Source organism: Luteimicrobium album (assembly GCF_030161555.1).
GTDB lineage: Bacteria > Actinomycetota > Actinomycetes > Actinomycetales > Cellulomonadaceae > Luteimicrobium > Luteimicrobium album.
This window is the reverse complement of record NZ_BSUK01000001.1, coordinates 1095716-1120170: the sequence shown is the minus strand read 5'-3', so window position 1 is coordinate 1120170 and position 24455 is coordinate 1095716. Positions and strand designations below refer to the sequence as shown.

Sequence of the window (24455 nt, the reverse complement as noted above, 5' to 3'; positions counted from 1 at the left end):
GTACCCCGCCGGGAGGCCTACGTCGCGGGAGGGGCGGGGCGGCGGACGACGGCGCGGCCCGGCGTCGGGCGCGCCGTCACCTCGAACCCGTGGGTCAGGAACAGGGTGAGCGTGCCGCGGTACAGGCCCGACGACGACGTCCTCGGCTTCTGCGCGACATCCACCGGGTACGCCTCGACCGCCGAGGCTCCGTTGCCGAACGCGTGCTCGACGGCCGCGTCGAGCAGCAGCCCTGCGACCCCCTGCCGGCGGTGTCCTGGCCGCACGGCGAAGCACGTGACGGACCACGTCCCGTCGTCCTCGCGCTGCTCCTCGGGCAGGGTCTTGAGCGCGGACGGGCTCGTGAACAGGCGCGGCAGGTCGGTGCGGGGCGCGACGGCGCACCACCCCACCGGCTCGTCCCCGGCGAGCGCGACGACGCCCGGGCTCGGCGCGGAGCCGTCGTGCGCGTCGTCGAGCAGGCCAGCCGTGAGCTCGCGCCGCTCGGACCGCTCGAGGTCGTCGAACGCCTTGCCGCGCAGCCGGTCCCACTGGCACCAGCAGTACGCCGGGTCGCCCCGCGCGAACACCACGTCGAGGTGCTCGATCCGCACGTCCGCGGTCGTCGTCAGGTCGGCGGGCGGTGGCGTCGTCGCAGGGGTCCCCATGCCGATCCACCGTAGCGGCGGGCGTCGCGCACGCCAGTAGACTCGGGCCCCATGGCGTCCTCTTCTGCGACCGACTTCGTGCTGCGCCCCTTCGAGGGCCTCCCCGGCGAGCCGGACTGGGTCGCGCTGCGCGAGGTCGTCCCCGCCGCGACCGCGACCGCCCGCACGACGGCGGAGCACGGGTCCACGGACGTCGTCGTCACGACCGTCCTCCCCGGCGGGTGGCAGGCGCTGCACCGCGAGGACGGGACGGTTCTCCTCGCACTCCAGGGCGTCGGCGCCTCGGACGACACGAGCCGCTACCTCGCCGCCGCGCTCCTCGAGGCGCTCGCGAGCGAGCCTGGTACCTCGGTCCTCATCGACCCGCCGGCAGCGGGCCCCCGCCTGCAGGACGTCCTCGACCTCACGGTCCCGTTCGAGGTCACGGTGCAGGACGGCTTCGAGTACTGGCTCGACGGCGGTGCCGAGCGCACCGACGAGGTCGAGGCCTCGCTCCAGCAGGCGGCCGAGTCGATCATCCCGACGGTCAAGCTCGCGTCGGTGCCGTCGGCGTACTGGTGCCGCATGAACCGCGAGTTCCTGCGCTGGGCGCTGCCCGAGGACGAGGACACGGTCATCGACGCGCTGGCCCGCCTCCAGGCCCGCCGGGCGAGCGGGTTCGCGGGCGGGAAGTTCGTGGGGGCGTTCCGTTCGTCGGGGCTCGTGGTGCCGGTCTGGGAGCTGCCGCGCGGCACCGAGGCGTCGGACCTCGAGGAGCCCGTGGCCGCGTTCAAGGCCACGCTCGACGAGGCGCTGGCCGCGGACGCGCCGCTCGACGCGAACGAGCGCCGGGCCCGCGCCGGGATCGTCGCCCGCCAGGTCACCCTACGGTGAGACGGGTGTCTTTGCCCGCACGCAGGGGAATCTGCGTCCATCTCTTGACTCGACTAGGCTGAACGACGTGACGAGCGCGCTGCCCGACCAACCGACGGACGACACGGGAAGTCGCCGACCCGCAACGGGCGAGGCGTCCGAGACGCTGCCCACCGCGAAGACGCCCCGGCCGCCGGCCCCCGACGGCGCGCACCCCGGCCGCTTCCGCCAGCGCGTCGCGGTCGTGATCCCCGCCAAGGACGAGGCCCGCCGCATCGCCGCGACGGTCCGTTCCGCACGGGCGATCCCGAACGTGGACCTCGTGCTCGTCGTCGACGACGGCTCCGAGGACAACACCCAGCACGTCGCCCGCGAGGCGGGGGCCGTCGTCGTGCGCCACTCGCACAACCGCGGGAAGGCCGCCGCGATGGAGACGGGCGCCGCGGTCGTGGCGATGCGCGACGTTCCGGGCCGCCCCGAACGGCTGCTCCTGTTCGTCGACGCCGACCTCGCCGACACGGCCGTCAACACGGCGCCCCTGGTCCCGCCCGTGCTCGAGGGAGTGGCCGACATGGCGATCGCGATCATCCCGCCGCAGGTCGGCGCGGGCGGTCACGGGTTCGTCGTCGGGGCGGCGCGCCGCGCGATCGCGGGCATGACGGGCTGGACCCCCACGCAGCCGCTGTCGGGCATGCGCTGCATGACGCGCGCGGCGTTCGAGGCCGCGACCCCGCTCGCGCGCGGCTGGGGCGTCGAGGTCGGCCTGACCATCGACCTGCTCCGGCAGGGCTACGTGGCCGTCGAGATCCCGTGCGAGCTGCGGCACCGCCCGTCGGGCAAGGACTTCAAGGGCCAGCTCCACCGCGCGGCGCAGTACCGCGACGTGCAGCTCGCGATCAGCGCGCGGCGGGTGCGTCGGACCGTGGACGTGGTGCGGCCGCACCACCCCGCGCCCTGACGTCGCGCAGCCAGTTCGCGTAGACCGCGAGGAGCACGGGCAGCGCCAGCACGATGCCGGTCGCGGGCACGAGGATCCCCGAGTCGTTGACGAGGAACCCGATCCCGAGGATCACACCCGTCGTGATGATGCCGGGCCGCAGCATGGGCGCGTACGCGGTGAGCTGGCTCAGCGGCGCGTCGGTGGTGATCCACTCGAGCGGCCCGCCGGCCGGGTGCGCGAGCGCCCCGCGCAGGGGCCGGCCGAGCACGTAGACGACGACGAGCAGCCCCGCGAGCGCCACGAGCGTCAGGTTGTTGTTGAGGTTGTCGAGGTTCTGCGCGAGCTTGCGCTGGACGACGTGCCACAGCTCGCCGTGCAGGACGTCGTCGACGAAGCGCCCGAGGTGGGTGCGCTGGTCGGGGGTCGCAGCCAGTCCGCGACGGCGAACGCGACGACCACGACGACCGCTGCCCCGAGGACCCCGACGACGCGCTGCCAGGTGAGCTTCACGCCCGCCGCCATGAGGGCGAGCAGGGCGAAGCCGGCGACGAGCCCGGGGTCCGCCGAAGTCGGCGCCGATCGAGGGGAGCCCGTCGAGTGCGGTCGCGACCACCCCGACGACGGCGACCACGCCCGCGGCGGCCTTGCGGCGTCCGCGGAGCACGAGCGGGTTCGCGAGCGCGACGGTCACCATGACGCACGCCGTGCCGAACAGCGCGTACGACGTGTTGTTGATGCCGTAGAAGCGACCCGCGACGAGCGGCTGCGTGCCCATGAGCCCGGAGAGCTGGAGCGGCGCGCCGCCGAGGACGTCGATCGCGAGCACGACCGCGGTCACCCCGCCGACGACGCCGAACGGCCACAGCGGTGCCCGGCGCCACGGGACGAGCATCGCGACGGCCGTGATGACGACGTCGAGCGCGACGACGATGCCCGCGAGCGTCCACGCGGGCGCGCTGGCACGCCACCAGGGGAAGGCGTTCGCGAGGGTCGTGGAGACGGGGATCGAGCCGAGCGCGATCCCGACGGCGACGAGCCCCTTGAGCACGCCGGACGGGTTCTCGCGCAGCCACCGGCCGACGGCGCCGAGCCGCTTCGCGTCGAGGCGCAGCAGGACGGTCGCGAACGCGTAGAGCGCGAGGTTCGCGAGGATGAGGAGCAGGTAGAAGTTCGCGATGAGCGGCTTGACCGCGGACGCGTGCCGGCTGACGTCGACGAGGCCGTCGAGCCGGTCGGTGCCCGACGCGTCGGACCGGGCGGTGCCGATGGTCGTGCCGACCGTGGCGCTCTCGGGGACGGACGCCCCGATCCCGACCGCGTGAACGACGGTCGGCAGGACGTCGGTGTCCTGGATCATGCCGGGCTGCCGCGTCGAGCCTGCGGCGAGGATGGTGTGGCCCCCGCTGGCGTCGCCGTGCGTCGAGAGCGCGGGGCCGGCTCCGAGGGCGAGCTGCAGGTGCGAGGTCCGGTTCGAGTCGGCGAGCGACGCGACGAGCACGGAGGTGTCGGCCGCACCGGGCGAGGCGGTCACCGCCGCGAGCACGGCGCCCACGTTCGCGTCGACGGCCTTCACCTGCTTCGCGTGCGAGGCTGCCACCTCCTCGGCCGGCAGCGGCTCCTCGCCGGGCTGAGCGGCCGGGTCGAGCACCGCGCCGGCGTCGACGACGACGAGGCGTGACGTCCCGAGCGCCGTCGTCACCGCGTTCTCGAGCCCGGTGACGTCCGCCGGCGCGTCGACGTGGGTGCCCGCGACGGTGCCGTCCTTGGTCGCGACCGCGATGGCGGCGCCCGGGCCGATCGAGGTCGTGGCCAGGCCTGTGGCCTCGACCGCGTCGCCGAGGGCACCGAGGGTCGCGTCGAAGCTCTGGTGCGCGACGGCGTCCTGGTACTCGGCCCAGTCCGGGACCGTGCCGCCCGTGCCGTCCGTGGACGAGTCGGTCGGGTCGTCGGGCACGCGGCAGGTGGGCTGGGTGTGCGGGGCGATGTCGCCCGCACGTCGACCGGACGAGACGGCGAGCCACCCGTCGACGGGGCACGTGCTCGACCGGACGGTCCGCACCACGTTGACCCCGGGCGCGACGCCGACGAGGTCGGCCGAGGCCGGGTCCGACCCGTCGGCCGGCGTGCCGCCGAGCGCCTTCCAGATGTTCGGCGTCGTGGTCGCGGAGACGTCCTCGGGCTGCACCCCGCCCGTGCCCACGAGGACGAACGGGCCGTCGGACGCTGCCGCCGCCGTCGCGTCCTTCGGGGCCGCCGTGGCGGTGCCCGCTCCGACCGCCCCGGCCAGGCCGATCGCGACCGTGACGGACGCGACGAGCGCCGTCGTCCGCCGGAGGAGGCGTCGGGGGCGGACGGGGGTCGTCGCGGGAAGGTCGAGCGGCACGGGCCCCAGCCTAGGGGAGCGTCCCCGCAGGCCGTCGGGCGCGCGTCAGGCGGAGCGCACGACGAGCGTGCCCGGCTCGACCCACGCGGTCACGCGCCGCGCCCGGCCGAGGAGGTCGCCGTCGACCTGGACGTGCTCGCCCGCACCCGGCTCGACCTCGATCCGCACGTGCCGGGCCGGGCTGGTGTCGATCCGGCCGGCGCGGGGCAGGTCGCCCGACGAGACTCCGATGCCCTGCATGACGACCTCACCGAAGACCTGCGCCCATCCCACCAGTCCGGCGCGGGCGTCGATCGCGACGACGTCGAGGCGGCCGTCGTCGATGACGGCGTCGGGGATGAGCGTGATCCCGCCGGGCAGGAGTCCGCAGTTACCGATCATGAGGCTGCGGACGCGCGTGTCGACGGCGGGGGCGTCGTCGAGCTCGATCCGCATCCGGGTGCGCCGCCCGTGCAGGTGCCGGACGCCCGCGAAGAAGTAGGCCAGCCAGCCGACCTTGGACTTCAGAGCGGGGTCGGCGTCGGCGACCATCGCGGCGTCGAAGCCGAGCCCGGCGATGACGAGGAAGAGGTGGTCGACGTCGCGGGCCCCCTCGCTGCCGGGCTCGGGGTTCTCGGCGTACTCGTCGACGCGCAGGCGCCCGACGTCGACGTGCCGGTCGTGCCCGGAGATGACGGTGGCGAGCGCGTCCTCGACGGAGGTCGTCGAGATGTCGAGGTTGCGGGCGAGGAGGTTGCCCGTGCCGCGGGGCAGGATGCCCATGGCCTTGCCCGTCCCGGCCATGGCCTCGGCCACCGCGCGGACCGTCCCGTCCCCGCCGACCGCCACGACGACGTCGGCGCCCGCCGCGAGCGCGTCCCGTGCCTGGCCGCGCCCCGGGTCCTCGATCGTCGTCTCGAACCAGAGGGGCTCGGGCAGGGCGGCGTCGAGGCAGGCGTCGACGAGCGTGTCCCGCAGCTCGGGCACGCCGGGCTTGGAGGGGTTGGCGACGAACGCGACGAGGCGCTCTCCGGGGGCCTCCGGCTCGCGGGGCCCGAGGCCGGTCCCGTACCGGCGGGCCGGGCGGCCCATGCGTCGTCCGGCCCTGCGGGCCTGGAGGTAGACGACGAGCGCAACCACCAGGGCGACCAGCGCGACGACGAGCGCCGCCACGCCGATCCACGTCTCCCAGGGGGTGCTCACGTGGCTCACCGTATCCGGACGTGGCCTCCGCGCACCCGGGAGATTTCGCGGCCCTGGAGGAGATGAGTGCTCCGAGCAGCGAGTTTGCTCCCGGGTGCGCCCGACGGCGTGCGCGGGATCACACGTCGGCGCACCGTGCGCGGCGCCGTCGGCGGGGCAGCGGCACGGCCGAGGGCGTCCCCCGCCCCGATACGCTGGGTCCGTGATCGACCTCAAGCTCCTCCGGGAGGACCCGGACACGGTCCGTGCCAGCCAGACCGCCCGCGGCGACGACCCCGCGCTCGTCGACGCCGCGCTCGACGCCGACTCGCGCCGACGCTCCGCGCTCACCGACTTCGAGTCGCGCCGCGCCGAGCAGAAGGCGCTCGGCAAGCAGGTCGCGCAGGCGCAGGGCGAGGAGAAGCAGGCCCTCCTCGCGCACACCAAGGAGCTCGCGGAACAGGTCCGGTCGCTCGACGCCGACGCCAAGGCCGCCGGCGAGGAGCTCGACGCCCTCCTCTTCCAGATCGCGAACGTCGTCGAGGGCGCGCCCCCGGGGGCGAGGACGACTACGTCGTCCTGCGGCACGAGGGCACGCCGCGCGACTTCGCGGCCGAGGGCTTCGCGCCGCGCGACCACCTCGAGCTGGGCGAGGGCCTGCGCGCCATCGACACCGAGCGCGGCGCCAAGGTCTCGGGCGCGCGCTTCTACTACCTCACCGGCGTCGGCGCCCGCCTCGAGCTCGCGCTGCTCAACGCGGCCGTCGACCAGGCGGTCGCGGCCGGGTTCACGCCCGTGATCACGCCGACGCTCGTCAAGCCCGAGGTCATGGCCGGCACGGGCTTCCTCGGCAAGCACGCGGACGAGATCTACCATCTCGGCACCGACGACCTGTACCTCGTGGGCACGAGCGAGGTCGCGCTCGCCGGGTACCACAGCGGCGAGATCGTCGACCTGGCGGACGGCCCCAAACGGTACGCCGGCTGGAGCGCCTGCTACCGCCGCGAGGCCGGCTCGTACGGCAAGGACACGCGCGGCATCATCCGCGTGCACCAGTTCCACAAGGTCGAGATGTTCAGCTACTGCCGCGTCGAGGACGCCGCCGCCGAGCACCAGCGCCTCCTCGCGTGGGAGGAGCAGATGCTCGCCAAGGCGGGGCTGCCCTATCGCGTCATCGACACCGCGGCCGGCGACCTCGGCTCGAGCGCCGCACGTAAGTTCGACTGCGAGGCGTGGCTGCCCACGCAGAACCGCTATCTCGAGCTCACGTCGACGTCGAACTGCACCACGTTCCAGGCCCGGCGCCTCGGGGTCCGGGAACGGTTCGAGGTCGAGGGCCGCACCGAGACGCGTCCGGTCGCGACGCTCAACGGCACGCTCGCGACCACCCGCTGGATCGTCGCGATCCTCGAGAACCACCAGCAGCCCGACGGCTCGGTGGTGGTGCCCGAGGGCCTGCGCGGCTACCTCGGCGGCCTCGAGGTGCTCGAGCCGGTCGGATGAGCCCGGTGGTCCCGGCAGCGGAGCCGCCCGTCGAGGGCGCGCGCCCGTCCACGTACCTGGTCGCGCTCGACATCGACGGCACGCTGCTCTCCTGGGACGAGGAGCCGCCGCACCACGAGCACATCTCGGACGCGGTGCGCGAGGCCGTCGCCGCGCTCCGGGACGCCGGCCACCACCCGGTCATCTCGACGGGTCGCACGGTCCTGGCGACCATCCCGGTCGCGCGCGAGCTCGGGCTGACCGAGGGCTGGCTCGTCTGCTCCAACGGCGCCGTGACGGCGCGGATCGACCCGACGACGCCCGAGGGGTTCGCGATCGAGGAGCGCGTGACCTTCGACCCGGCGCCCGCGCTGCGGGCAGTGCTCGAGGGCATCCCGGGCGCGCTGGTCGCCGTCGAGGAGCTGGGTCTCGGGCACCGCGTCAACGCACCGTGGCCCGAGGGCGAGATCACGGGCCGCCAGGAGGTCGTGCCGTTCGAGCAGCTCGCGTCCGAGCCGGTGACCCGCGTCGTCGTGCGCAGCCCCGAGCGCACGCGGGAGGACTTCCACGACCTCGTGGACCGGCTCGGCCTCGAGGACGTCACCTACGCCATCGGCTGGACCGCCTGGATGGACATCGCGCCCCAGGGCGTCACCAAGGGCACGGCGCTCGAGGGGTCCGCCGCCGGCTCGGAGTCGAGCCGTGGGCGACCGTCGCGATCGGTGACGGCCGCAACGACCTCGGGATGCTCGAGTGGGCCGCGCGCGGCGTCGCGATGGGCCACGCCGACGACGTCGTGAAGGCTGCCGCGGACGAGGTCACGGGCACGATCGACGAGGACGGCGCGGCCGCCGTCCTGCGCAGCCTGCTCACCTAGCGGCAGAATCGGGGACCGTGGCGAGCATCGAGGACGTTGCACGCACGGCCGGGGTCTCCACCGCGACCGTGTCCCGGGCGCTGCGCGGCCTGCCGAACGTCACGGAGGCGACGCGGGTCAAGGTCCTGACCGCCGTGGCCGAGCTCGGGTACGTGCCGTCGCCGTCGGCCGCGTCGCTGGCCTCGGGCCGCACGCGCACGATCGGCGTCCTGACGCCGGGCATCGCGCGCTGGTACTTCGGCGAGGTCGTCGACGGCGTCGAGCACGCGCTGCGTGGCCTCGGGTTCGACGTCCTCCTGTACGCGCTGGGCTCGCCGCGCGACGCCCTGCCGCGCCCACGCGTCGACCCGAACGTCTTGCGGCGGCGCGTCGACGGCACCCTCGTCGTGGGCCTCCCGCTCGAGGCCGCGGAGATCTCGTCGCTCGCGGCGTTGGGGGTGCCGCTGGCGTTCGTCGGATCGGGCCCGCGCGGCCAGGTCACGCACCGCGTCGACGACGTCGCGACCGGGCTCGCCGCCACGCGTCACCTGATCGCCCTGGGGCACCGCGCGGTCGGGCACGTCACCGGGGCGCAGGACCCCGTCTCCGAGTGGTCACCCGCCATGGGCCGCCGGGCCGGCTGGCGGAAGGCGCTCGCCGAGGTCGGCGTCGAGGCGCCGCCGTCGTGGGAGGTCGACGGGAACTTCGACCTCGACGGCGGACGCACGGCCGGGCACGCGCTCCTGGCGGCCCACCCGGAGCTGACGGCGGTGTTCGCGTCGTCGGACGAGATGGCGATGGGGGTGATCCTCGCCGCGCGCGGGCTGGGCCTGCGGGTCCCGGAGGACCTGTCGGTGATCGGCGTCGACGGGCACCCGTTCGGGGAGCTCGTCGGGCTCACGACCATCGCCCAGGACGCGTTCCAGCAGGGCCAGGACGCGGCGCTCGTGCTGCTGCAGATGGTGCTGGGGGAGCGTGCGCCCGAGGCGGTCACCTACCCGACGCGCCTGGTGGAGCGCTCGTCGACGGCCGCCCCGCGCGCGCCCGGGCCCGCCCCGCGCTAGCGTCGGCCAGAGGTGTGGGAGGGCTCCCACACCTCGTGCGCGACCAAGACGGTGCGTGACGCAATCGTTACGTGTCAGGCCTTGAAGAGAGGCCATGTAAACGCTTGCATGGCTGTAGCGGCCAACGACGGACGGCTACCACCTCCGTCGTCGGCCCCGGGTGGGCGGAACTTCGCCGCCGCCTAGGACGCACCACGACGAGGTGGAGGGGAAATGACACGCACTCGACTCCGCGCCCGGCAGGGCGTGGCACTCGCGGCGGGCGCCGCCGCGATCGCACTCGTGTTCGCCGGCTGCTCGAGCGACGACGACAACGGGGGAGGCGGCGGCACGGGGACGGGTACCCAGGCCGGCTCCGACTGCGCCGACTACACGCAGTACGGCGACCTCAAGGGCAAGACCGTGACGATCTACGCCGGGATCGTCGCACCCGAGGACCAGCCGTACGTCGACTCGTTCAAGCAGTTCGAGAAGTGCACCGGCGTCACCATCAAGTACACCGCCGACAAGAACTTCGAACAGCAGATCCTCGTCCAGGCGAAGGCCGGCAACCCCCGGACATCGGCATCGTCCCCCAGCCCGGGCTGCTCGCGCAGCTCGTGGCGACGGGCAAGGTCGTCAAGGCCCCCGACAAGGTCGCCGCCAACGTCGACAAGTGGTTCGGCGCCGACTGGAAGAAGTACGGCACGGTCGACGGCACGTTCTACGCGGCGCCGTCCGGAGCGAGCGTCAAGTCGCTCGTCTGGTACTCGCCCAAGCAGTTCAAGGACGCCGGCTACGAGGTGCCCAAGACGCTCGACGAGCTCAAGGCGCTGTCCGACAAGATGGTCGCGGACGGGAACAAGCCCTGGTGCGTGGGCATCAACTCCGGGGAGGCGACGGGCTGGCCGCTCACTGACTGGGTCGAGGACTTCGTGCTCCGCGACGACGGCGCAGACGTGTTCGACCAGTGGGTCGCCGGCACGGTGAAGTTCTCCGACCCGAAGATCGTCCAGGCGTTCGACGATGTCGGCGCCTACGTCAAGAACCCCGACTACGTGAACGCGGGCATCGGCGACGTGAAGTCGATCGCGACCACCACGTTCCAGGAGGCCGGGCTCGGCATCGACCCGACCCAGGGCGGCGGCACCTGCTGGCTGCATCGTCAGGCGTCGTTCTACGCGGCCAACTTCCCCAAGGGCACGGACATCTCGCCCGACGGTGACGTCTACGCGTTCTACCTGCCTGGCAAGAGCGAGTCGGACCACCCGGTCCTGGGTGCCGGCGAGTTCGTGACGGCGTTCTCCGACCGGCCCGAGGTCCAGGCCGTCCAGGAGTTCTGGTCGACCGACATCTGGGCGAACCTCAAGGCCAAGGCCAGTTCGGACGACACCGGCGGCGGCTGGATCTCCGGCAACAAGGGCCTCGACGAGGCGAACCTCGTGAACCCGATCGACAAGCTGTCGGTCGAGATTCTCAAGGACCCGAACACGGTGTTCCGCTTCGACGGCTCCGACCAGATGCCCGCCGCGGTCGGCTCGGGAGCCTTCTGGAAGCAGGCGACGTCCTGGATCACCGGACAGTCCACGCAGGACACCGTCCAGAAGATCGACGCCGCCTGGCCGAAGTCCTGACCTGAGGCGAACCGGGGGCGCGTGGCCAAGGCCGGTCGCGCGCCCCCTGTGCACCTCAGCGGACCTGGCTCCTTCAGGAGGAACGATGGATGTAGCTCCCAAGCTCTTGGACATGGTGTGGGCGATCCTGATCTTCGGGGCCGTCATCGCCGTGATCCTGGGCCTCGCGGCCCTGTACGAGAAGCGCGGCGGACGGCGGGCGGGCTGGTGGTTCGTCGGCCCGTCCCTCGTGCTGCTCGCGATCGGCCTCGTGTACCCCGCGCTCAAGACGCTGTGGAACTCGTTCCGCGACGCCGCCGGCGGGTCGTTCGTCGGGATCGACAACTACACGTCGATCTTCACGAACTCCGACGAGCTCGTAGTGCTGCGGAACACGGTGCTGTGGACCCTGGTCACCCCGTTCGTCGCGACCGCGATCGGTCTGCTCTACGCCATCCTGGTCGACCGGGCCAAGGGCGAAGCGGTCGCCAAGGCCGTGATCTTCCTGCCGATGGCGATCTCGCTTGTAGGCGCGTCGATCATCTGGAAGTTCATGTACGACTTCCGTGACCCGGCGGGCGGCACGACCAAGCACCCGATCCAGCAGATCGGCCTGATCAACCAGGTCATCGTGTGGCTGGGCGGCAAGCCGTACAACTTCCTTCTCAACAGCCCGTGGAACACCTTCTTCCTGATCGTCGTGATGATCTGGATCCAGGCGGGCTTCGCGATGACCATCCTCTCGGCGTCCATCAAGGCGATCCCCGCCGACATCGTCGAGGCCGCCCGCCTGGACGGCGTCGGAGGGTTCCAGATGTTCCGGTTCGTGACGTTCCCGAGCATCCGGCCCGCGGTGGTGGTCGTCCTCACGACGATCGCGATCGCCTGTCTCAAGGTCTTCGACATCGTGCGGACCATGACCGGCGGAAACTTCGACACCAACGTGATCGCCAACGAGTTCTACTCGCAGACGTTCAGCGCTGCCAACCAGGGCCTGGGCGCGGCGCTCGCCGTCGTCCTGTTCGTCCTGGTGATCCCGATCATCGTCTACAACGTCCGCCAGCTGCGCGCATCGGAGGGTCGATGATGGCTGAGCTCACCACACCCGACGTCGCCATCGACGGAGCCACCGTCAGCGAGAAGCCGCCCGTCCGCACGCGGGGAGAGATCGCCAAGCGAGGGCTCAGCTCCCCGTGGGCGTCGCTCGTCGCCGTGATCCTGGCGGTCGTCTGGACCATCCCGACGGCGGGTCTGCTGGTCACGTCGTTCCGGCCGTCGCTCGACATCAACAAGACCGGCTGGTGGACCGTCTTCACCAACCCGGACTTCACGCTGGACAACTACAAGCAGGTCCTCGACACGAGCCAGACCTCGTCGCTGACCCCGTACCTGATCAACTCGATCGTCATCACGATCCCCGCGGTGCTCCTGCCGATCCTGCTCGCGTGCCTCGCGGCCTACGCGTTCGCGTGGACCAAGTTCAAGGGCAAGAACGTCCTGTTCGTCGCGGTCTTCGCGCTCCAGGTCGTGCCCATTCAGGTCACGCTCCTGCCGCTCCTGACCCTGTACGTGAAGCTGCACCTCAACGGCACGTTCTGGGCGATCTGGCTCTCGCACACCATGTTCGGGCTCCCGCTCGCGATCTTCCTGCTGCACAACTTCATGCGGGAGATCCCGGGCGAGCTCATCGAGGCGGCGCGCGTCGACGGCGCCGGGCACGTCACCATCTTCTTCCGGATGATGCTGCCGATGCTCAAGCCCGCGCTCGCGGCGTTCGGCATCTACCAGTTCCTGTGGGTGTGGAACGACCTGCTGGTCGCCCTGACGTTCGCGGGGCCAGGTACGGCGACGGCGCCGATGACGAAGTTCCTGTTCGACCTCACCGGGTCGCGCGGGAACGCCTGGTACCTGCTGTCGGCGGGCGCGTTCGTCTCGATGATCATCCCGGTCATCGTGTTCCTGTCCCTCCAGCGGTACTTCGTCCGCGGGCTCCTGGCGGGCTCCGTCAAGGGCTGAGCCCGGTCCGCACGCACGACGACGGCCGCCCTCCTCGCGCGAGGAGGGCGGCCGTCGTCGTGCGTGCGGACCGGTCAGGCCTGGTAGGCGGGCACGGTCCCGGCGGCTGCCGGCGCCTTGGGCGACGGGCCGAACCGGTTCGGTCCGTCGCTGCCGGCCGTCGCGTAGAAGACGATCAGGATGATCTCGCCGACGAGGGGGATGAGACCGAGCAGGACGAACCAGCCCGACTTGTCGGTGTCGTGGAGGCGCCGCACCGCGACGGCGAGGCCGGGCACGATCAGTGCGAGGCCCACCAGCCCGTACAGCACCATGAAGATGCTGCTGGCCTGGCCCAGCGCCGCGAGGATGATGAAGACGACGGCAGCCGCGAGTGCAAACCACCAGTACTCGGAGCGGCGCGCGCGGCCCGAGAAGTTGGCGTAGTTGGTGAGGACGGAGCGGACGGAGTCGACGAGGGACATCGGTGACCACCTGGGGTGAGACGTGACGCCCGGCATCGTTGCCGGGCGGCCAGAGCCTAGAGCCCCGCGGCCTCGCCGGGAAGAGCCTTTCCACAGGCTCACCCGCCCGGGCCTCTGCGGCCCCTCGCCCGACGGCGCACGTAGGCTCGGCCGGTGAGCCGCCCGAGCCTGGACCGCGTGCCCGCGCCGGTCGTGCTGGTCGGCTCGGGCACGGCGATGTACGTGGGTGCGGCGGTGGCCGTCGGCCTGTTCGCCGCGGTCGGCGCGCCGGAGGTGGCGTGGCTCCGCACAGCCGTGGCCGCCGTCGTGCTGCTGGCGTGGCGTCGGCCGTGGCGCGAACGGTGGACCGCCGCGCGGTGGCGTGCGGCGGTCGCCTTCGGGCTCGCGCTGGCCGTCATGAACGTGGCGTTCTACGTGGCGATCGACCACCTCCCGCTCGGGACGGCCGTCGCCATCGAGTTCACGGGGCCGGTGGCCGTGGCCGCGTTCACGGGTCGTGGCTGGCGGGAGCGCGGGGCGATCGTCGTCGCGGCGGCGGGCGTCGTCCTGCTCGCGGGGGTCGCGCTCCGGCCCGGCCCGGGCCACGACCGGCACGACGTCGTCGTGGGGCTCGTCGCGGTCGGGATCGCCGCGGCCGCCTGGGCGGCGTACATCCTGCTGGGCCGGCGCGTCGCCGCAGCGGGCTCGGGGGTCACGACGCTCGCCGTGGCGATGACCGTCGGCGCGGTCGCGCTCGCCCCCGGCCTGGCCGCCCCCGCGGCGGTGGCGTTCACGGACGTCGGGCTCGTGTGGCGGACCGTCGTCGTCGGGCTGCTCTCGTCCGTCGTGCCCTACGCGCTCGAGCAGGTCGTGCTCCGCCGCGTCGGCGCGGCGACGTTCTCGGTGCTCATGGCCCTGCTGCCGGCGACGGCGGCGGTCGTGGGTGCGCTCGGCCTGCAGCAGGTGCCGACGGCGGGCGAGCTCGGCGGGCTGGCCTGCGTCACCGGCGCGCTGCTCATGACCGGCCAGCTCCGGCGGCGCACGCCACCGCCCGAGCTGCCGCCCGTGGCCTGAGCCTCACGGTCCCTACAGGTACTGACCCGGCGTCGGGCGCTGGTCGTCGGGGCCCTGCGGACCGCCCGGCGCGCCGGGCCCCTGGCCGCCGGGCGTCCCCGGGCCGGCCGGGCCGAACAGGCCGGGCGGCAGCCCCCGACGCATCTGGGAGAGCTGGTTCTGCGCGGCGATCTGCTGCGCCACGAGGGCGGTCTGGATGCCGTGGAACAGGCCCTCGAGCCACCCGACGAGCTGTGCCTGGGCGATCCGGAGCTCGGCGTCCGACGGCGTCTTGTCGTCCGTGAGGGGCAGCGTGATGCGGTGCAGCTCGTCGATCAGGTCGGGGAGAGCCCGTCCTCGAGCTCGTGGAGCGAGCGTTCGTGGATCGAGGCGAGCCGCGCACGCGCCGCCTCGTCGAGGGGCGACTCGCGGACCTCGTCGAGCAGGCGCTTGATCATCGTGCCGATCCGCATGACCTTCGCGGGCTCCTCGATCGAGGTCCGCTCCTCGTTCGTTTCCTCCGCGCCGTCGCCGGACGGCGAGACCCCGGGCGGCAGGACGAGCTGCGACGCGACCTGCGCGGCCGCGGCCTCGCGGACGGCGTCCTCGGCGGCCTGCTCGGCCTCGCGTTCGGCGCGCTCGTCGTCGGTGTCGGGCACGGCCGGTACCTGCTGCTCTGCGTCGTCGGGCATGGCGTCCAGTCTGCCCCGTCAGGGCAGCAGGAGCACCTTGCCGAACACGGTCCCCGACTCGACGAGCTCGTGGGCGCGCGCGGCCTCGTCGAGCGGCAGACGGGCACCGATCACGGGACCCAGGCGGCCGTCGTCGAGCCACGGCCACGCGCGGGCCGCGACGTCGGCCACGATCGCGGCCTTGGCCTCGCGGGTGCGCGACCGGAGCGTCGTCCCGGTCACGGTGAGACGCCGGGTCATGACCTCGCCGAGGTCGAGCTCCGCGCGGCGCCCCTGCTGCATGCCGATCATGACGAGCCGGCCCTCGTCCGCGAGCACCTCGACGTTCCGGGCCAGGTATCCGGCGCCGACGACGTCGAGCACGACGTCGACCCCATGCCCGTCCGTCGCGTCCCGGACCGCGGCGACGAAGTCCTCCGACCGGTGGTCGACCGCGAGGTCGGCGCCCAGCTCGAGGCACCGTGCCGCACGGTCCGGGCCGCCCGCCGTCGTCGCTCCCCACGCGCCGGAGGCCGCCACGAGCTGGATCGCGACCGAGCCGATGCCGCCCGAGCCTCCGTGCACCAGCACCCGCTCACCGGGACGCAGCCGTCCGGGCCCGGTGAGGTTGCTCCACGCGGTGCAGACCGCCTCCGGGAGCCCGGCGGCGTCGACGAGGTCGAGCTCGTCGGGGACACGCAGGAGCTGCCCGGACGGCACCACCAGCCGCTCCGCGTAGCCGCCGCCGGTGACCAGCGCTGCGACCCGGTTTCCGACCGTCCACCCGTCGACGCCGTCGCCCAGGGCCGCGATCGTCCCCGACGCCTCCAGGCCCGGCCAGGCGGGCGCGCCCGGCGGCGGCGGGTAGTGGCCCTGGCGTTGCAGCAGGTCGGCGCGGTTCACGCCGGCGGCCGCGACGTCCACGAGCACCTCGCCGGGGCCGGGCGACGGGTCCGAGACCTCGCGGACGGTGAGCTGCTCCGGCCCTCCCGGGCGGGTGATCTGGACGACGCGCATGAGCACGAGACTATGCCGGGGGTTGCGAACTGTTCGCGTGCTTGTCAGCGTTCTCAGTGGTGATGCAGTAGCTCAGTGTCGTGAGGTTGTCGGATTGGGCTCGTGAGCAGGGTGTCCGCTGTCGGACGGCGCGGCGTGGGCGCGTGAGGGAACATGCTTGTCCCGATCGTGAAGACGGCGACGGGCCGGTATCTCGCCCTGACCGAGGTGGCGGTCCGCGAGGGCCGGACGGTGGGGTACTGCCGGGTCACGGGCGCGGACCAGCAGGCCGATCTGGAGTGTCAGGTCGGCCGGGTCAAGCTCGGGGCGCTGGAGCGCGGGCTGCGCCTTGACGCGGTGGTCAGCGAGGTAGGGTCCGGGTTGAACGCCCGACGGGCGAAGTTCTCCCGACTGCTCGCGGACCGCCGGTGAGGCGATCGTGGTTGAGCATCGTGACCGTGCTGCCAGGTTCGGGCTCGAGCATCTCCAGGCCGCTCTCGGCGCGCAGGGCCGCTCGATCGTGATCCTGGACGACGGTGAGGTCGCTGACGATCTCGTGCGGGATCTGACCGAGGTCCTGACCTCGTTCCGCCCGCCTGTACGGGCGGCGTACGGATGCCGCGGTGGCGGCGATGTCGGTGGGGCCTGGGAGTGTGGCGTCGTGACGTTGCAGGGGTTCCGGGTCGAGCTCGCACCCGACGCTGCCCAGGGGTCCCGGTTGGCGCAGCACGCCGGTCTGCACCGGGTCGTGTTCAACCACTGCCTCGCACACGTGGTGGCGGTGATGGGACAGCGCGCCGCGGAACGCACCTACGGTCTTCGCGACGACGAGCTGACGCCCGCGATGGGCTGGTCGGCGCCCGCGCTCGAGAAGTACTGGCGGGCCACCCACCGCCAGGCCTACCCGTGGTTCAGCGATGAAGGGCTGTCCTCGCGGGTGCCGAAGGAGGCGTGCCGGGCATTGGCGGCCGCACTGGGCAACTGGGCCAAGTCCAAGACGGCGGCTCGTAAGGGTCGACGGGTCGGGTTCCCTAGGTTCCGGCGACGCAAGGACGGCGCGAGTTGCCGGTTCGACGCTCACACCGCCCACCCCGCCACGTCGCGGTTGGTGCACGTCCCGACGATCGGCAAGGTCTCCACGCGTGAGGACATGGGGTGGCTCACCGACCGCATCGCCGACCGGCGCGCCCGCGTCCTGGGCTCACGGTTCGAACGGCGGGCGGGAAGGTGGTGGGTCGCGTTCCAGGTCGAGGTGGACCGCACCGACATCAACGCCCGCCACAGGGCGCCCACCGGCGGCCCGGTGGTCGGGATCGACCTCGGGATCACGACGTTCGCGACGATCGCGGCCGATGACGGCACCGTGGTCGAGGTCCCGAACCCGCGCCACCTCGGGCACAAGCTGCGCCGGCTGCGGCGCGCGAACAAGGCCCTCGCCCGTAAGCAGAAGGGCTCGAAGAACCGGGCCAAGGCTGCCGCCGCTGTCGCGAAGGTCCACCTGGAGGTCGCGCACGCCCGGGCGGACTTCCTGCACCAGCTCACCACGTCGTTGACGAGAACCAAGTCGACGATCGTGATCGAGGACCTGTCCGTGGCGGGCATGGTCAAGAACAGGCGCCTGGCGCGGCACATCGCCGATGCCGGGTGGGCCGAGTTCCGTCGCCAGCTGACCTACAAGGCCACCTGGTACGGGTCCAAAGTGGTCGTCGCGGACCGGTGGTTCCCCTCGACCCGCACCTGCCCGACCTGCGCCGCGGTCAACCACGACCTGACCCTCGCGGACCGGATCTGGACCTGCCCCTGCGGGACCGTCCACGATCGTGACCGGACGGCCGCGATCAATCTCCTACGCCTCGCCGCGTAGACCAAGCACACGGTCGCCGGGCAGTTCCCCGGAGACCCGAAACGCCTGTCGAGACCGCGTAAGACCCCGCCCGCCAGGGCAGGCAAGGGTCGACGAAGCAGGAAGCAGGAATCATCGAGTTCCTCGAACGGTCTTGCGCTCGAGGGTGGTCATCGCTCAGGGTGGGAGGCGCTCGGACGCCCGCTCGCACCGCGGGCCCGACGCCGGAGGGGCTGCTCCGGATCGTGATCCGGATTAGGTGATCGTGGCTCGATCGCGGATAGTTAGCGGGAAGTTCGTTCGAGGCGTTGCACTACGCGCGCGGTCCCGTGACGTGCGTGAGCCGTCCCGGCAGAAGAAGGTGCTGGTCGCAGCGCCGACAGGAAGGTGCGTATGCTCCGCAGGTTGAGCGTTCGAGGAAGATCCTCGCCGCCCTCGCTGTGCCGGTCCTCGTCCTGTTCGTGGCCGCCGCGTACATCTCGTCCCAGGCGATCGCCGACGCGCGGGAAGCGCGCGCGGTCCACACGCTGACGGCCGTCTTCGCCAGCCAGGACGCGTTCCTCGACGCAGCCCAGGCCGAGCGACTCGCCACGGACCAGGTCACGGCCGGGGCCGCGGGCGACGACTCCGTGGACGCGATGAAGAAGGCGCGCAACCTCACGGACACGACGCTCGCGAATCGCGACAAGGAGCTCCGGGCGCTCGACCTAGGTCAGTTCAACACCCAGCTCGCGAAGGCGATCACGACGTCGCTCTCGGCCGGAGACCGGCTCGACACGGTCCGCCGCCAGGTCGACGTCGGGCTCTCCACCGGCTCGTCGGGGAAGACGGCCGGCTACATCGACACCTCGTACCAGAACGTGGTGTCGCTCGCGACGAACATCGGGACCCTCCTCTCGGAGACCGCGTCCGACCGAACGCTCGCGCAGTTCGTCGACGCGTACAACACCGCGACGACCCTGGCCAACCAGCTGTCGCTCGAGACGACCGCCGGCTACCAGGTCCTCTCCTACCCGTTCGAGGGCACCGAGACGATCGCGACCCTCGCCTCGAAGGGCGTCATCACGAACGCCGTCCAGGTCTCCGGCCTCATCAGCGACGACGAGACTCGTGCGTCGCAGCTCGCCAACGTGGTCGCCGCGCTCGGGATCCACGCGGACCTTCCGCCGTCGTCCGGCCTCTACCAGACGCTGCGGACCCAGATCGCGTCCGCGACCCCGACGGCGGCCACGCCCGCCAACGCGACCCAGTGGCTCTCGCTCTCGCAGAACCAGACCGCAGGGACGGCGTCCGCACGCGACGACGTCGCGAGCGCGGTCGACGCCAAGGCCGCCGACCTCCAGTCGTCCGCGACGACGCGTGCGGCCGTGACCCTCGGCATCGGCGTCCTCGCGTTCGCGCTGTCCGTGATCGTCGCGCTCGCGATCGCCCGCACGATCGTGCGCCCGCTCCGTCGCCTGACCGACGCCGCGGCGACGGTCCGTGAGGAGCTGCCGACCCTGGTCGAGCAGGTCGCCGAGCCGGGCCGTGGCCCGGACCTCATGCTCGAGGAGATCCCGGTCGAGTCCACCGACGAGGTCGGCCAGCTCGCCCGCGCGTTCAACGACGTGAACGCGACGACCATCACGGTCGCCAAGGAGCAGGCCGCGCTCCGTGGCTCGATCGCCGAGATGTTCGTCAACGTCGCGCGCCGCGACCAGGTGCTCCTCAACCGCCAGCTCTCGTTCCTCGACGACCTGGAGCGCACCGAGGAGGACCCGGGCTCGCTGTCGAACCTGTTCCGCCTCGACCACCTCGCGACCCGAATGCGTCGTAACGCGGAGTCCCTCCTCGTGCTCGCGGGCATCGACTCGGGCCGCCGTGTCCGTCAGCCCATGCCGACGTCGGACGTCATCCGTACGGCGTCGTCCGAGATCGAGATGTACGACCGGGTCCGCCTCATCCTCCCGGTCGACCCGCTGATGCTCGGGCACAACGCGCTCTCCGCCGCGCACCTGCTCGCGGAGCTCCTCGAGAACGCGACCCGCTTCTCCGAGCCCCACACGCCCGTCGAGGTCTCGACGAACCGCACGTCGTCCGGCGTGCAGGTCATCATCCGGGACTACGGCCTGGGCATGGGCACCGAGGAGCTCGCCGAGGCGCGGTCCCGCGTCACGTCGTCGGGCGCCTCCGAGGTGCTCGGTGCGCAGCGCCTCGGCCTCTACGTCGTCGGCCGCCTCGCGCAGCGCCTCGGCGCCTCGGTCGAGTTCACGTCCTCCGGCGACAACGGCGAGGGCACCACCGCCGTCGTGTCGTTCCCTGCCGTGCTGTTCGTCAGCGACTCGCAGGTCCCGCTCCCCGAGCCGACCGACCCGCTGGCCGCCGAGACGCAGGCCGCCGTCGGGCAGCTCGGGCGCCCGAGCGCGCCCGACAGCCTGCCCGCGCGCACGCCCGCGACGTCCGGACACCCGTCCGGCCCGCTGCCGGAGCCCGAGGTCGCCGTCCCCGTCGACCTCGAGGCGCTGACCGACGGCACGACCGCGTCCGGAATGCCGAAGCGTCGGACCGCCCGGCCCGACGGCGCCCCGGACACCTTCGGAAGCGGGCTCCCCGTCCGTGGGGCCGCGCCCACCGCGAGCGCGGCGAACGTCGTGCTGCCGCCCCTCAGCACGCCCGAGCTCCCCGCCGACCTCGGCGGCGAGGCCGCAGGCTGGACGCCGCCGACGCAGGCCGTCGCGGGCGCCGCCCTGCCGAGCCGTCGCCGCGACCTCCCGCCGGTGCCGGAGCCCAAGCCCCTCCTCGCGCCCGACCCGACGCCGTCCGCGCTCTCGCTCGAGCCGTCGGCCGCCGAGCCGCACCAGCTGCCCGACGAGACGTCCGTCGACCTCGTCCCCGTGCCCGAGGACGTCGTGCGCACGTCGATGTTCTCCGGCTTCCGGTCGATGAACCAGATCAACCAGCAGGTCGAGTCCGGCCCGTCGACGTCCGCGACCGCAGCCGTCCCGGCGGCACCGGCCCCCGTGGCCCCCGCGGTCGAGGAGACCGCCACGGTCGTCGGGAGCGACGAGCCGTCGTACGAGTCGCTCGTCGCACCCGAGGTGCCGGCGAGGCAGGAGCCGGAGCCCGCGTCCTGGACGTCGCCCGCGCTCGTCACGGACGTGCCCCCGGCCCCGCCCGCCGCGGAGCCCGCCTACGGGTACGCGCCGTCCGTCCCCGACGTCGACCCCAGCGCGTTCCAGCTCGAGGACACCGGCTGGGAGCCGCAGCTCGTCCTCGGCGAGCCCGCCCTCCCGTCGCGCGGCGAGCACGGGACCGGCTCGCCCGCCCTCTCCGAGGTGCAGTCGGCCGCCGCGCTGTGGGAGCCCCCGGCCGAGGGTGCACCGTCGTCGCCGTACTCCGACCTGGGCGGATACTTCGGGCGCCCGCAGGACGTCGAGACCGACGCGCCCGTGGCAGAGCCCGCGCCCGCCGTCGCTGCGTACCCGTCCGACGAGGCCTACGTGCCCGCGTCGGGCATCCCGGCGGACGGCGGCGAGAGCCACGACGACGCGCTCGGCTTCGACCAGGCGCTCCCGGCCTTCGACGAGCTGCTCACCAACCTGCCGACGCGCCGCGACGTCCGTGAGGCGGCGAAGCGCAACCGCGGCTGGTTCCGCCGCGGCTACTCGCAGCAGGCATACACGGAGGCGCTCCGCACGCTCACGCAGCCGACGCCGGTCGTGCCGGCCTCGTCGATCCACTCCGCCGAGGCCCTCGGTCTGACCGGCGTGACGCGGACGTCCGCGCTTCCCGCGCCGAGCCCGGTGAACGAGCCCGCGGTGGAGCGGGACGCCGTCGCCGAGCCCTACGCGCCCGTCGCCGAGCCGGCTGCGCCCCAGGTCGACGCGGCTCCCGCGCCGTACACCCCGGCGTACGACCCGGCTCCGGCCCCTTACGAGCCGGCCCCGGCCTACGAGCAGGCGCCGACCCCGGCGGCACCGGCCGCCCCGCGCTTCGACGCGGCGGCTCCCGGGCTCCCGGGACGGTCGCTGCGACCGCGCTCGCTCGACCCGCTGGACCCGGAGTACGTCGTCGACCCCGTGACCGCGAAGTCCGAGTGGCTCGCGTCCTCCGTCCTGTACGAGGAGATGACGACGCTGCTGCGCACGAACTCGTTCGACCCTGCGCCCACCGGTGCGACGTACCAGCCGGTCGTCGAGCTGACGACCGGGCCGACCCTCACGCGGCGTGCGCGCCGTCAGCAGGAGTCGTCCGGCCAGCAGAGCGCGAGCGACCGGATCGACCGTGACGCCGAGGTGCTGCGCGAGCGGCTCCGGGCCTTCCAGAGCGCGACCCGCCGGGCGCGCGAGGACGCTGTCAGCCAGCCTTCCGTGGATCTCGACGCCGAGTTCGAGGCCGCGTTCGGCGGGCCGTACGGCCGCACCGACGGACCGGGAACCGGGGACGGGTCCCGCGCCTAGCACTGCCCCGGCCCGGCCGTGGATGTCGCGAGACGGGCGAACGACGAACGAAGACTGTGCTGCACCCGCAGCACCTGACCTGGAGGAAGAGTGAACGCACTCAGCACCGAGGCAACCACGTTCGGGTGGCTCCTCGACAACTTCGTGCGCACGGTACCCGGGAGCCGTCACACGCTCGTCGTGTCCGCCGACGGTCTCCTCATGGCGATGTCGGAGAAGCTGGACCGCACGAGCGGCGACCAGCTCGCGGCGATCGTCTCCGGCATGTCGAGCCTCACGCGCGGCGCAGCCCGCCAGCTCGGCGGCGGCAACGTGCGCCAGGCCATCATCGAGATGGACAACGGCTTCCTGTTCCTGATGAACATCTCGAACGGGTCTGTTCTGTCCGTCGTCGCTGAGTCAAACTGTGATGTCGGATTGATCGGTTACGAGATGGCCATGCTCGTCTCGCGCACCGAGGCAACGCTGACCCCGCAGCTCATCTCGGAGATGCGGGGCAACCTGCCCGTCGACGGCGCCACGCGCGCGTCGCAGGGCTGACGACCAGGACGAGGTGAGGTCGGTGACGAACACGGTCCCGGGCGGCATCCCAGCTGTACCCGTACCCCCGGCGAGGTCTACGAGGCCGCCACGGTGCGCCCGTACGCGGTGACGGGGGACGCGTGCGCTCGGCGACGTCGGACCTTCCGCTCGAGGCGCTCGTCGAGGTGATGCCGGGCGCGGTCAACGGGTATGGCCTGCCGCCCGAGAAGCGTGCGATCCTCCAGCACGCCGCCCACAACTACGTCTCGGTCGCGGAGCTGTCCGCGCTCCTGCGCCTGCCCCTCGGTGTCGTCCGCATCCTCGTCGCGGACCTCTCCGACGAGGGCTACGTCACCGTCCACACGTCGACCCCCGTCAACGTCCACACCGGCCACGGTCACAACCCGGGGCTGTCGCTGAGCGTCCTGGAGAGTGTTCTCAATGGCATTTCCTCCCTCTGAGCACGCGCCGTCGGGCGCACCCGTGCGCACCCCGGTCGGCGTGACGGGGGCCCCCGGCGCACCGCTCGCCCCGCAGCAGGTGGCCACGCAGCCCGCGCCCCCGTGCTCCGTGGCGTCCCGACCGACGGTGGCCCGGCTGCGCCGTCGCAGCCCGCCGCGACCGACGGCTCGCAGGGCACCGCGGCCGAGGTCGGCCGCGCCGCCCCGACCGTCGTGAAGATCGTGGTCGCGGGCGGGTTCGCGGTCGGCAAGACGACCTTCATCGGGTCGATCTCCGACGTCGAGCCCCTCAACACCGAGGCCGCGATGACGGAGCACTCGGTGGGCGTCGACGACGCCGGCGGCGTGAGCGACCGCAAGACCACGACCACGGTCGCCATGGACTTCGGCCGCGTCGCGCTCCCGGGCAACCTGTGGCTGTACCTGTTCGGCACGCCGGGCCAGGACCGCTTCCTGTTCATGTGGGACGACCTGGTGCGCGGCGCGATCGGTGCCGTCGTGCTCGTCGACACCGAGCGCCTCGACCAGTGCTTCCCGGCGATCGACTACTTCGAGTCGCGGGGCATCCCGTTCGTCGTGGGCGTGAACTGCTTCGACGGCGTCGCCAAGCACCGCCTCGAGGACGTCCGCGAGGCACTCCAGATCGGTGGCCACGTCCCGATGCTCTACACGGACGCGCGCTCGCGCGCCGCGACCAAGCAGACGCTCGTCGCGCTCGTGCAGCTCGCCATGCAGCAGCTCCGCGCCCAGCAGGGCGCCGCGCAGTAGTTCTGCGCCCGACGACGGCCCCCACCTCCCGCGCGGAGGCGGGGCCGTCGTCGTCCCCGGCGGGGACGTCGGTGGCCGGACGGTTCGCGGGCGCACCGTCGCGCTGCCGCACCGTGCGGACCGGTGTCGCGCGCATGGAAGAATGGCGGCGCGCGCTCCGGCGCGAGGAGGGTTGACAGAGCGGCCTAATGTGACGGTCTTGAAAACCGTTGTCCCGCAAGGGACCGGGGGTTCGAATCCCTCACCCTCCGCTCTCGGCGTGGCCG

At 72.8% G+C, this 24455-nt stretch carries 18 protein-coding genes, 1 tRNA gene and 4 pseudogenes; 17 read left to right on the top strand and 6 right to left on the bottom strand.

Annotated features, from left to right (window positions below; genetic code table 11):
* Positions 1 to 17: 17 nt before the first annotated feature.
* Positions 18 to 647, bottom strand: a complete 630-nt coding sequence (locus QQK45_RS05690; protein ID WP_284292433.1) for a GNAT family N-acetyltransferase — start codon at positions 645 to 647, stop codon at positions 18 to 20.
* Between the two features lie 51 nt (positions 648 to 698).
* Between QQK45_RS05690 and QQK45_RS05685 the strand changes: the two genes are divergently transcribed.
* Both QQK45_RS05685 and QQK45_RS05680 read left to right on the top strand, forming a co-directional pair.
* The gene (locus QQK45_RS05685; protein ID WP_284292432.1) at positions 699 to 1520 is read left to right on the top strand and encodes a DUF5926 family protein; all 822 of its coding nucleotides are present in this window, start codon (positions 699 to 701) and stop codon (positions 1518 to 1520) included.
* Positions 1521 to 1665: 145 nt separating this feature from the next.
* On the top strand, positions 1666 to 2457 hold the full coding sequence (locus QQK45_RS05680; RefSeq protein WP_284294956.1) for a glycosyltransferase family 2 protein: 792 nt from the start codon (positions 1666 to 1668) through the stop codon (positions 2455 to 2457).
* Here the strand turns inward: QQK45_RS05680 and QQK45_RS05675 are convergent.
* Both QQK45_RS05675 and QQK45_RS05670 read right to left on the bottom strand, forming a co-directional pair.
* Complete coding sequence (locus tag QQK45_RS05675; RefSeq protein ID WP_284292431.1) at positions 2396 to 4822, bottom strand: hypothetical protein; 2427 nt, start codon at positions 4820 to 4822, stop codon at positions 2396 to 2398. The two genes, QQK45_RS05680 and QQK45_RS05675, sit on opposite strands and share 62 nt — an antisense overlap.
* A gap of 45 nt (positions 4823 to 4867) precedes the next feature.
* Entirely contained in the window at positions 4868 to 6004 is a 1137-nt protein-coding gene (locus QQK45_RS05670; protein WP_284292430.1) for a diacylglycerol/lipid kinase family protein, read from the bottom strand.
* Between the two features lie 202 nt (positions 6005 to 6206).
* Here QQK45_RS05670 and serS point away from each other — a divergent pair.
* From serS to QQK45_RS05640, 7 genes and pseudogenes are all read left to right on the top strand, one after another.
* Positions 6207 to 7486: pseudogene (gene serS / locus QQK45_RS05665) on the top strand (serine--tRNA ligase).
* Positions 7483 to 7704, top strand: a pseudogene (locus tag QQK45_RS21940) (HAD family hydrolase); the annotation flags it as partial. The pseudogenes serS and QQK45_RS21940, both read left to right, overlap by 4 nt.
* A 212-nt stretch (positions 7705 to 7916) precedes the next feature.
* A complete protein-coding gene (locus QQK45_RS21935; protein WP_348525337.1) occupies positions 7917 to 8342 on the top strand; it encodes an HAD family hydrolase in 426 nt (141 codons plus the stop codon).
* A gap of 17 nt (positions 8343 to 8359) precedes the next feature.
* Positions 8360 to 9385: a LacI family DNA-binding transcriptional regulator gene (locus QQK45_RS05655; RefSeq protein ID WP_284292429.1), complete on the top strand. Its 1026-nt coding sequence runs from the start codon at positions 8360 to 8362 to the stop codon at positions 9383 to 9385.
* Positions 9386 to 9984: 599 nt separating this feature from the next.
* Positions 9985 to 10998, top strand: coding sequence for an ABC transporter substrate-binding protein (locus tag QQK45_RS05650; RefSeq protein ID WP_348525155.1), 1014 nt, complete (start codon positions 9985 to 9987; stop codon positions 10996 to 10998).
* Positions 10999 to 11083: 85 nt separating this feature from the next.
* Complete coding sequence (locus QQK45_RS05645; protein ID WP_284292428.1) at positions 11084 to 12064, top strand: carbohydrate ABC transporter permease; 981 nt, start codon at positions 11084 to 11086, stop codon at positions 12062 to 12064.
* Entirely contained in the window at positions 12064 to 12993 is a 930-nt protein-coding gene (locus tag QQK45_RS05640; protein ID WP_284292427.1) for a carbohydrate ABC transporter permease, read from the top strand. The genes QQK45_RS05645 and QQK45_RS05640 overlap by 1 nt, the downstream gene beginning before the upstream one ends.
* 74 nt (positions 12994 to 13067) lie before the next feature.
* Here QQK45_RS05640 and QQK45_RS05635 read toward each other — a convergent pair whose 3' ends face one another.
* Positions 13068 to 13457 (bottom strand): DUF805 domain-containing protein, encoded by a 390-nt coding sequence (locus QQK45_RS05635; RefSeq protein ID WP_284292426.1) that lies wholly within the window; start codon positions 13455 to 13457, stop codon positions 13068 to 13070.
* A gap of 153 nt (positions 13458 to 13610) precedes the next feature.
* Between QQK45_RS05635 and QQK45_RS05630 the strand changes: the two genes are divergently transcribed.
* On the top strand, positions 13611 to 14510 hold the full coding sequence (locus QQK45_RS05630) for an EamA family transporter (protein ID WP_348525154.1): 900 nt from the start codon (positions 13611 to 13613) through the stop codon (positions 14508 to 14510).
* Positions 14511 to 14522: 12 nt separating this feature from the next.
* Here the strand turns inward: QQK45_RS05630 and QQK45_RS05625 are convergent.
* Positions 14523 to 15181: pseudogene (locus QQK45_RS05625) on the bottom strand (bacterial proteasome activator family protein).
* An 18-nt stretch (positions 15182 to 15199) separates the two neighbouring features.
* Complete coding sequence (locus QQK45_RS05620; RefSeq protein WP_284292425.1) at positions 15200 to 16177, bottom strand: NAD(P)H-quinone oxidoreductase; 978 nt, start codon at positions 16175 to 16177, stop codon at positions 15200 to 15202.
* A gap of 153 nt (positions 16178 to 16330) precedes the next feature.
* On the opposite strand from QQK45_RS05620, the gene QQK45_RS05615 reads away from it, so the two are divergent.
* From QQK45_RS05615 to QQK45_RS05585, 7 genes and pseudogenes are all read left to right on the top strand, one after another.
* Positions 16331 to 16588, top strand: a complete 258-nt coding sequence (locus tag QQK45_RS05615; RefSeq protein ID WP_284292424.1) for a recombinase family protein — start codon at positions 16331 to 16333, stop codon at positions 16586 to 16588.
* A 7-nt stretch (positions 16589 to 16595) separates the two neighbouring features.
* Complete coding sequence (locus QQK45_RS05610) at positions 16596 to 18020, top strand: RNA-guided endonuclease TnpB family protein (protein WP_284292423.1); 1425 nt, start codon at positions 16596 to 16598, stop codon at positions 18018 to 18020.
* Positions 18021 to 18337: 317 nt separating this feature from the next.
* Positions 18338 to 22438 (top strand): ATP-binding protein, encoded by a 4101-nt coding sequence (locus tag QQK45_RS05605; RefSeq protein WP_284292422.1) that lies wholly within the window; start codon positions 18338 to 18340, stop codon positions 22436 to 22438.
* Positions 22439 to 22528: 90 nt separating this feature from the next.
* A complete protein-coding gene (locus QQK45_RS05600; protein WP_036954345.1) occupies positions 22529 to 22978 on the top strand; it encodes a roadblock/LC7 domain-containing protein in 450 nt (149 codons plus the stop codon).
* Between the two features lie 93 nt (positions 22979 to 23071).
* A pseudogene (locus QQK45_RS05595) lies at positions 23072 to 23421 on the top strand (DUF742 domain-containing protein).
* A gap of 213 nt (positions 23422 to 23634) precedes the next feature.
* Positions 23635 to 24189 (top strand): GTP-binding protein, encoded by a 555-nt coding sequence (locus QQK45_RS05590; protein ID WP_085998078.1) that lies wholly within the window; start codon positions 23635 to 23637, stop codon positions 24187 to 24189.
* 166 nt (positions 24190 to 24355) lie between these two features.
* Positions 24356 to 24440 (top strand) — tRNA-Ser (locus tag QQK45_RS05585).
* Positions 24441 to 24455: the final 15 nt, after the last annotated feature.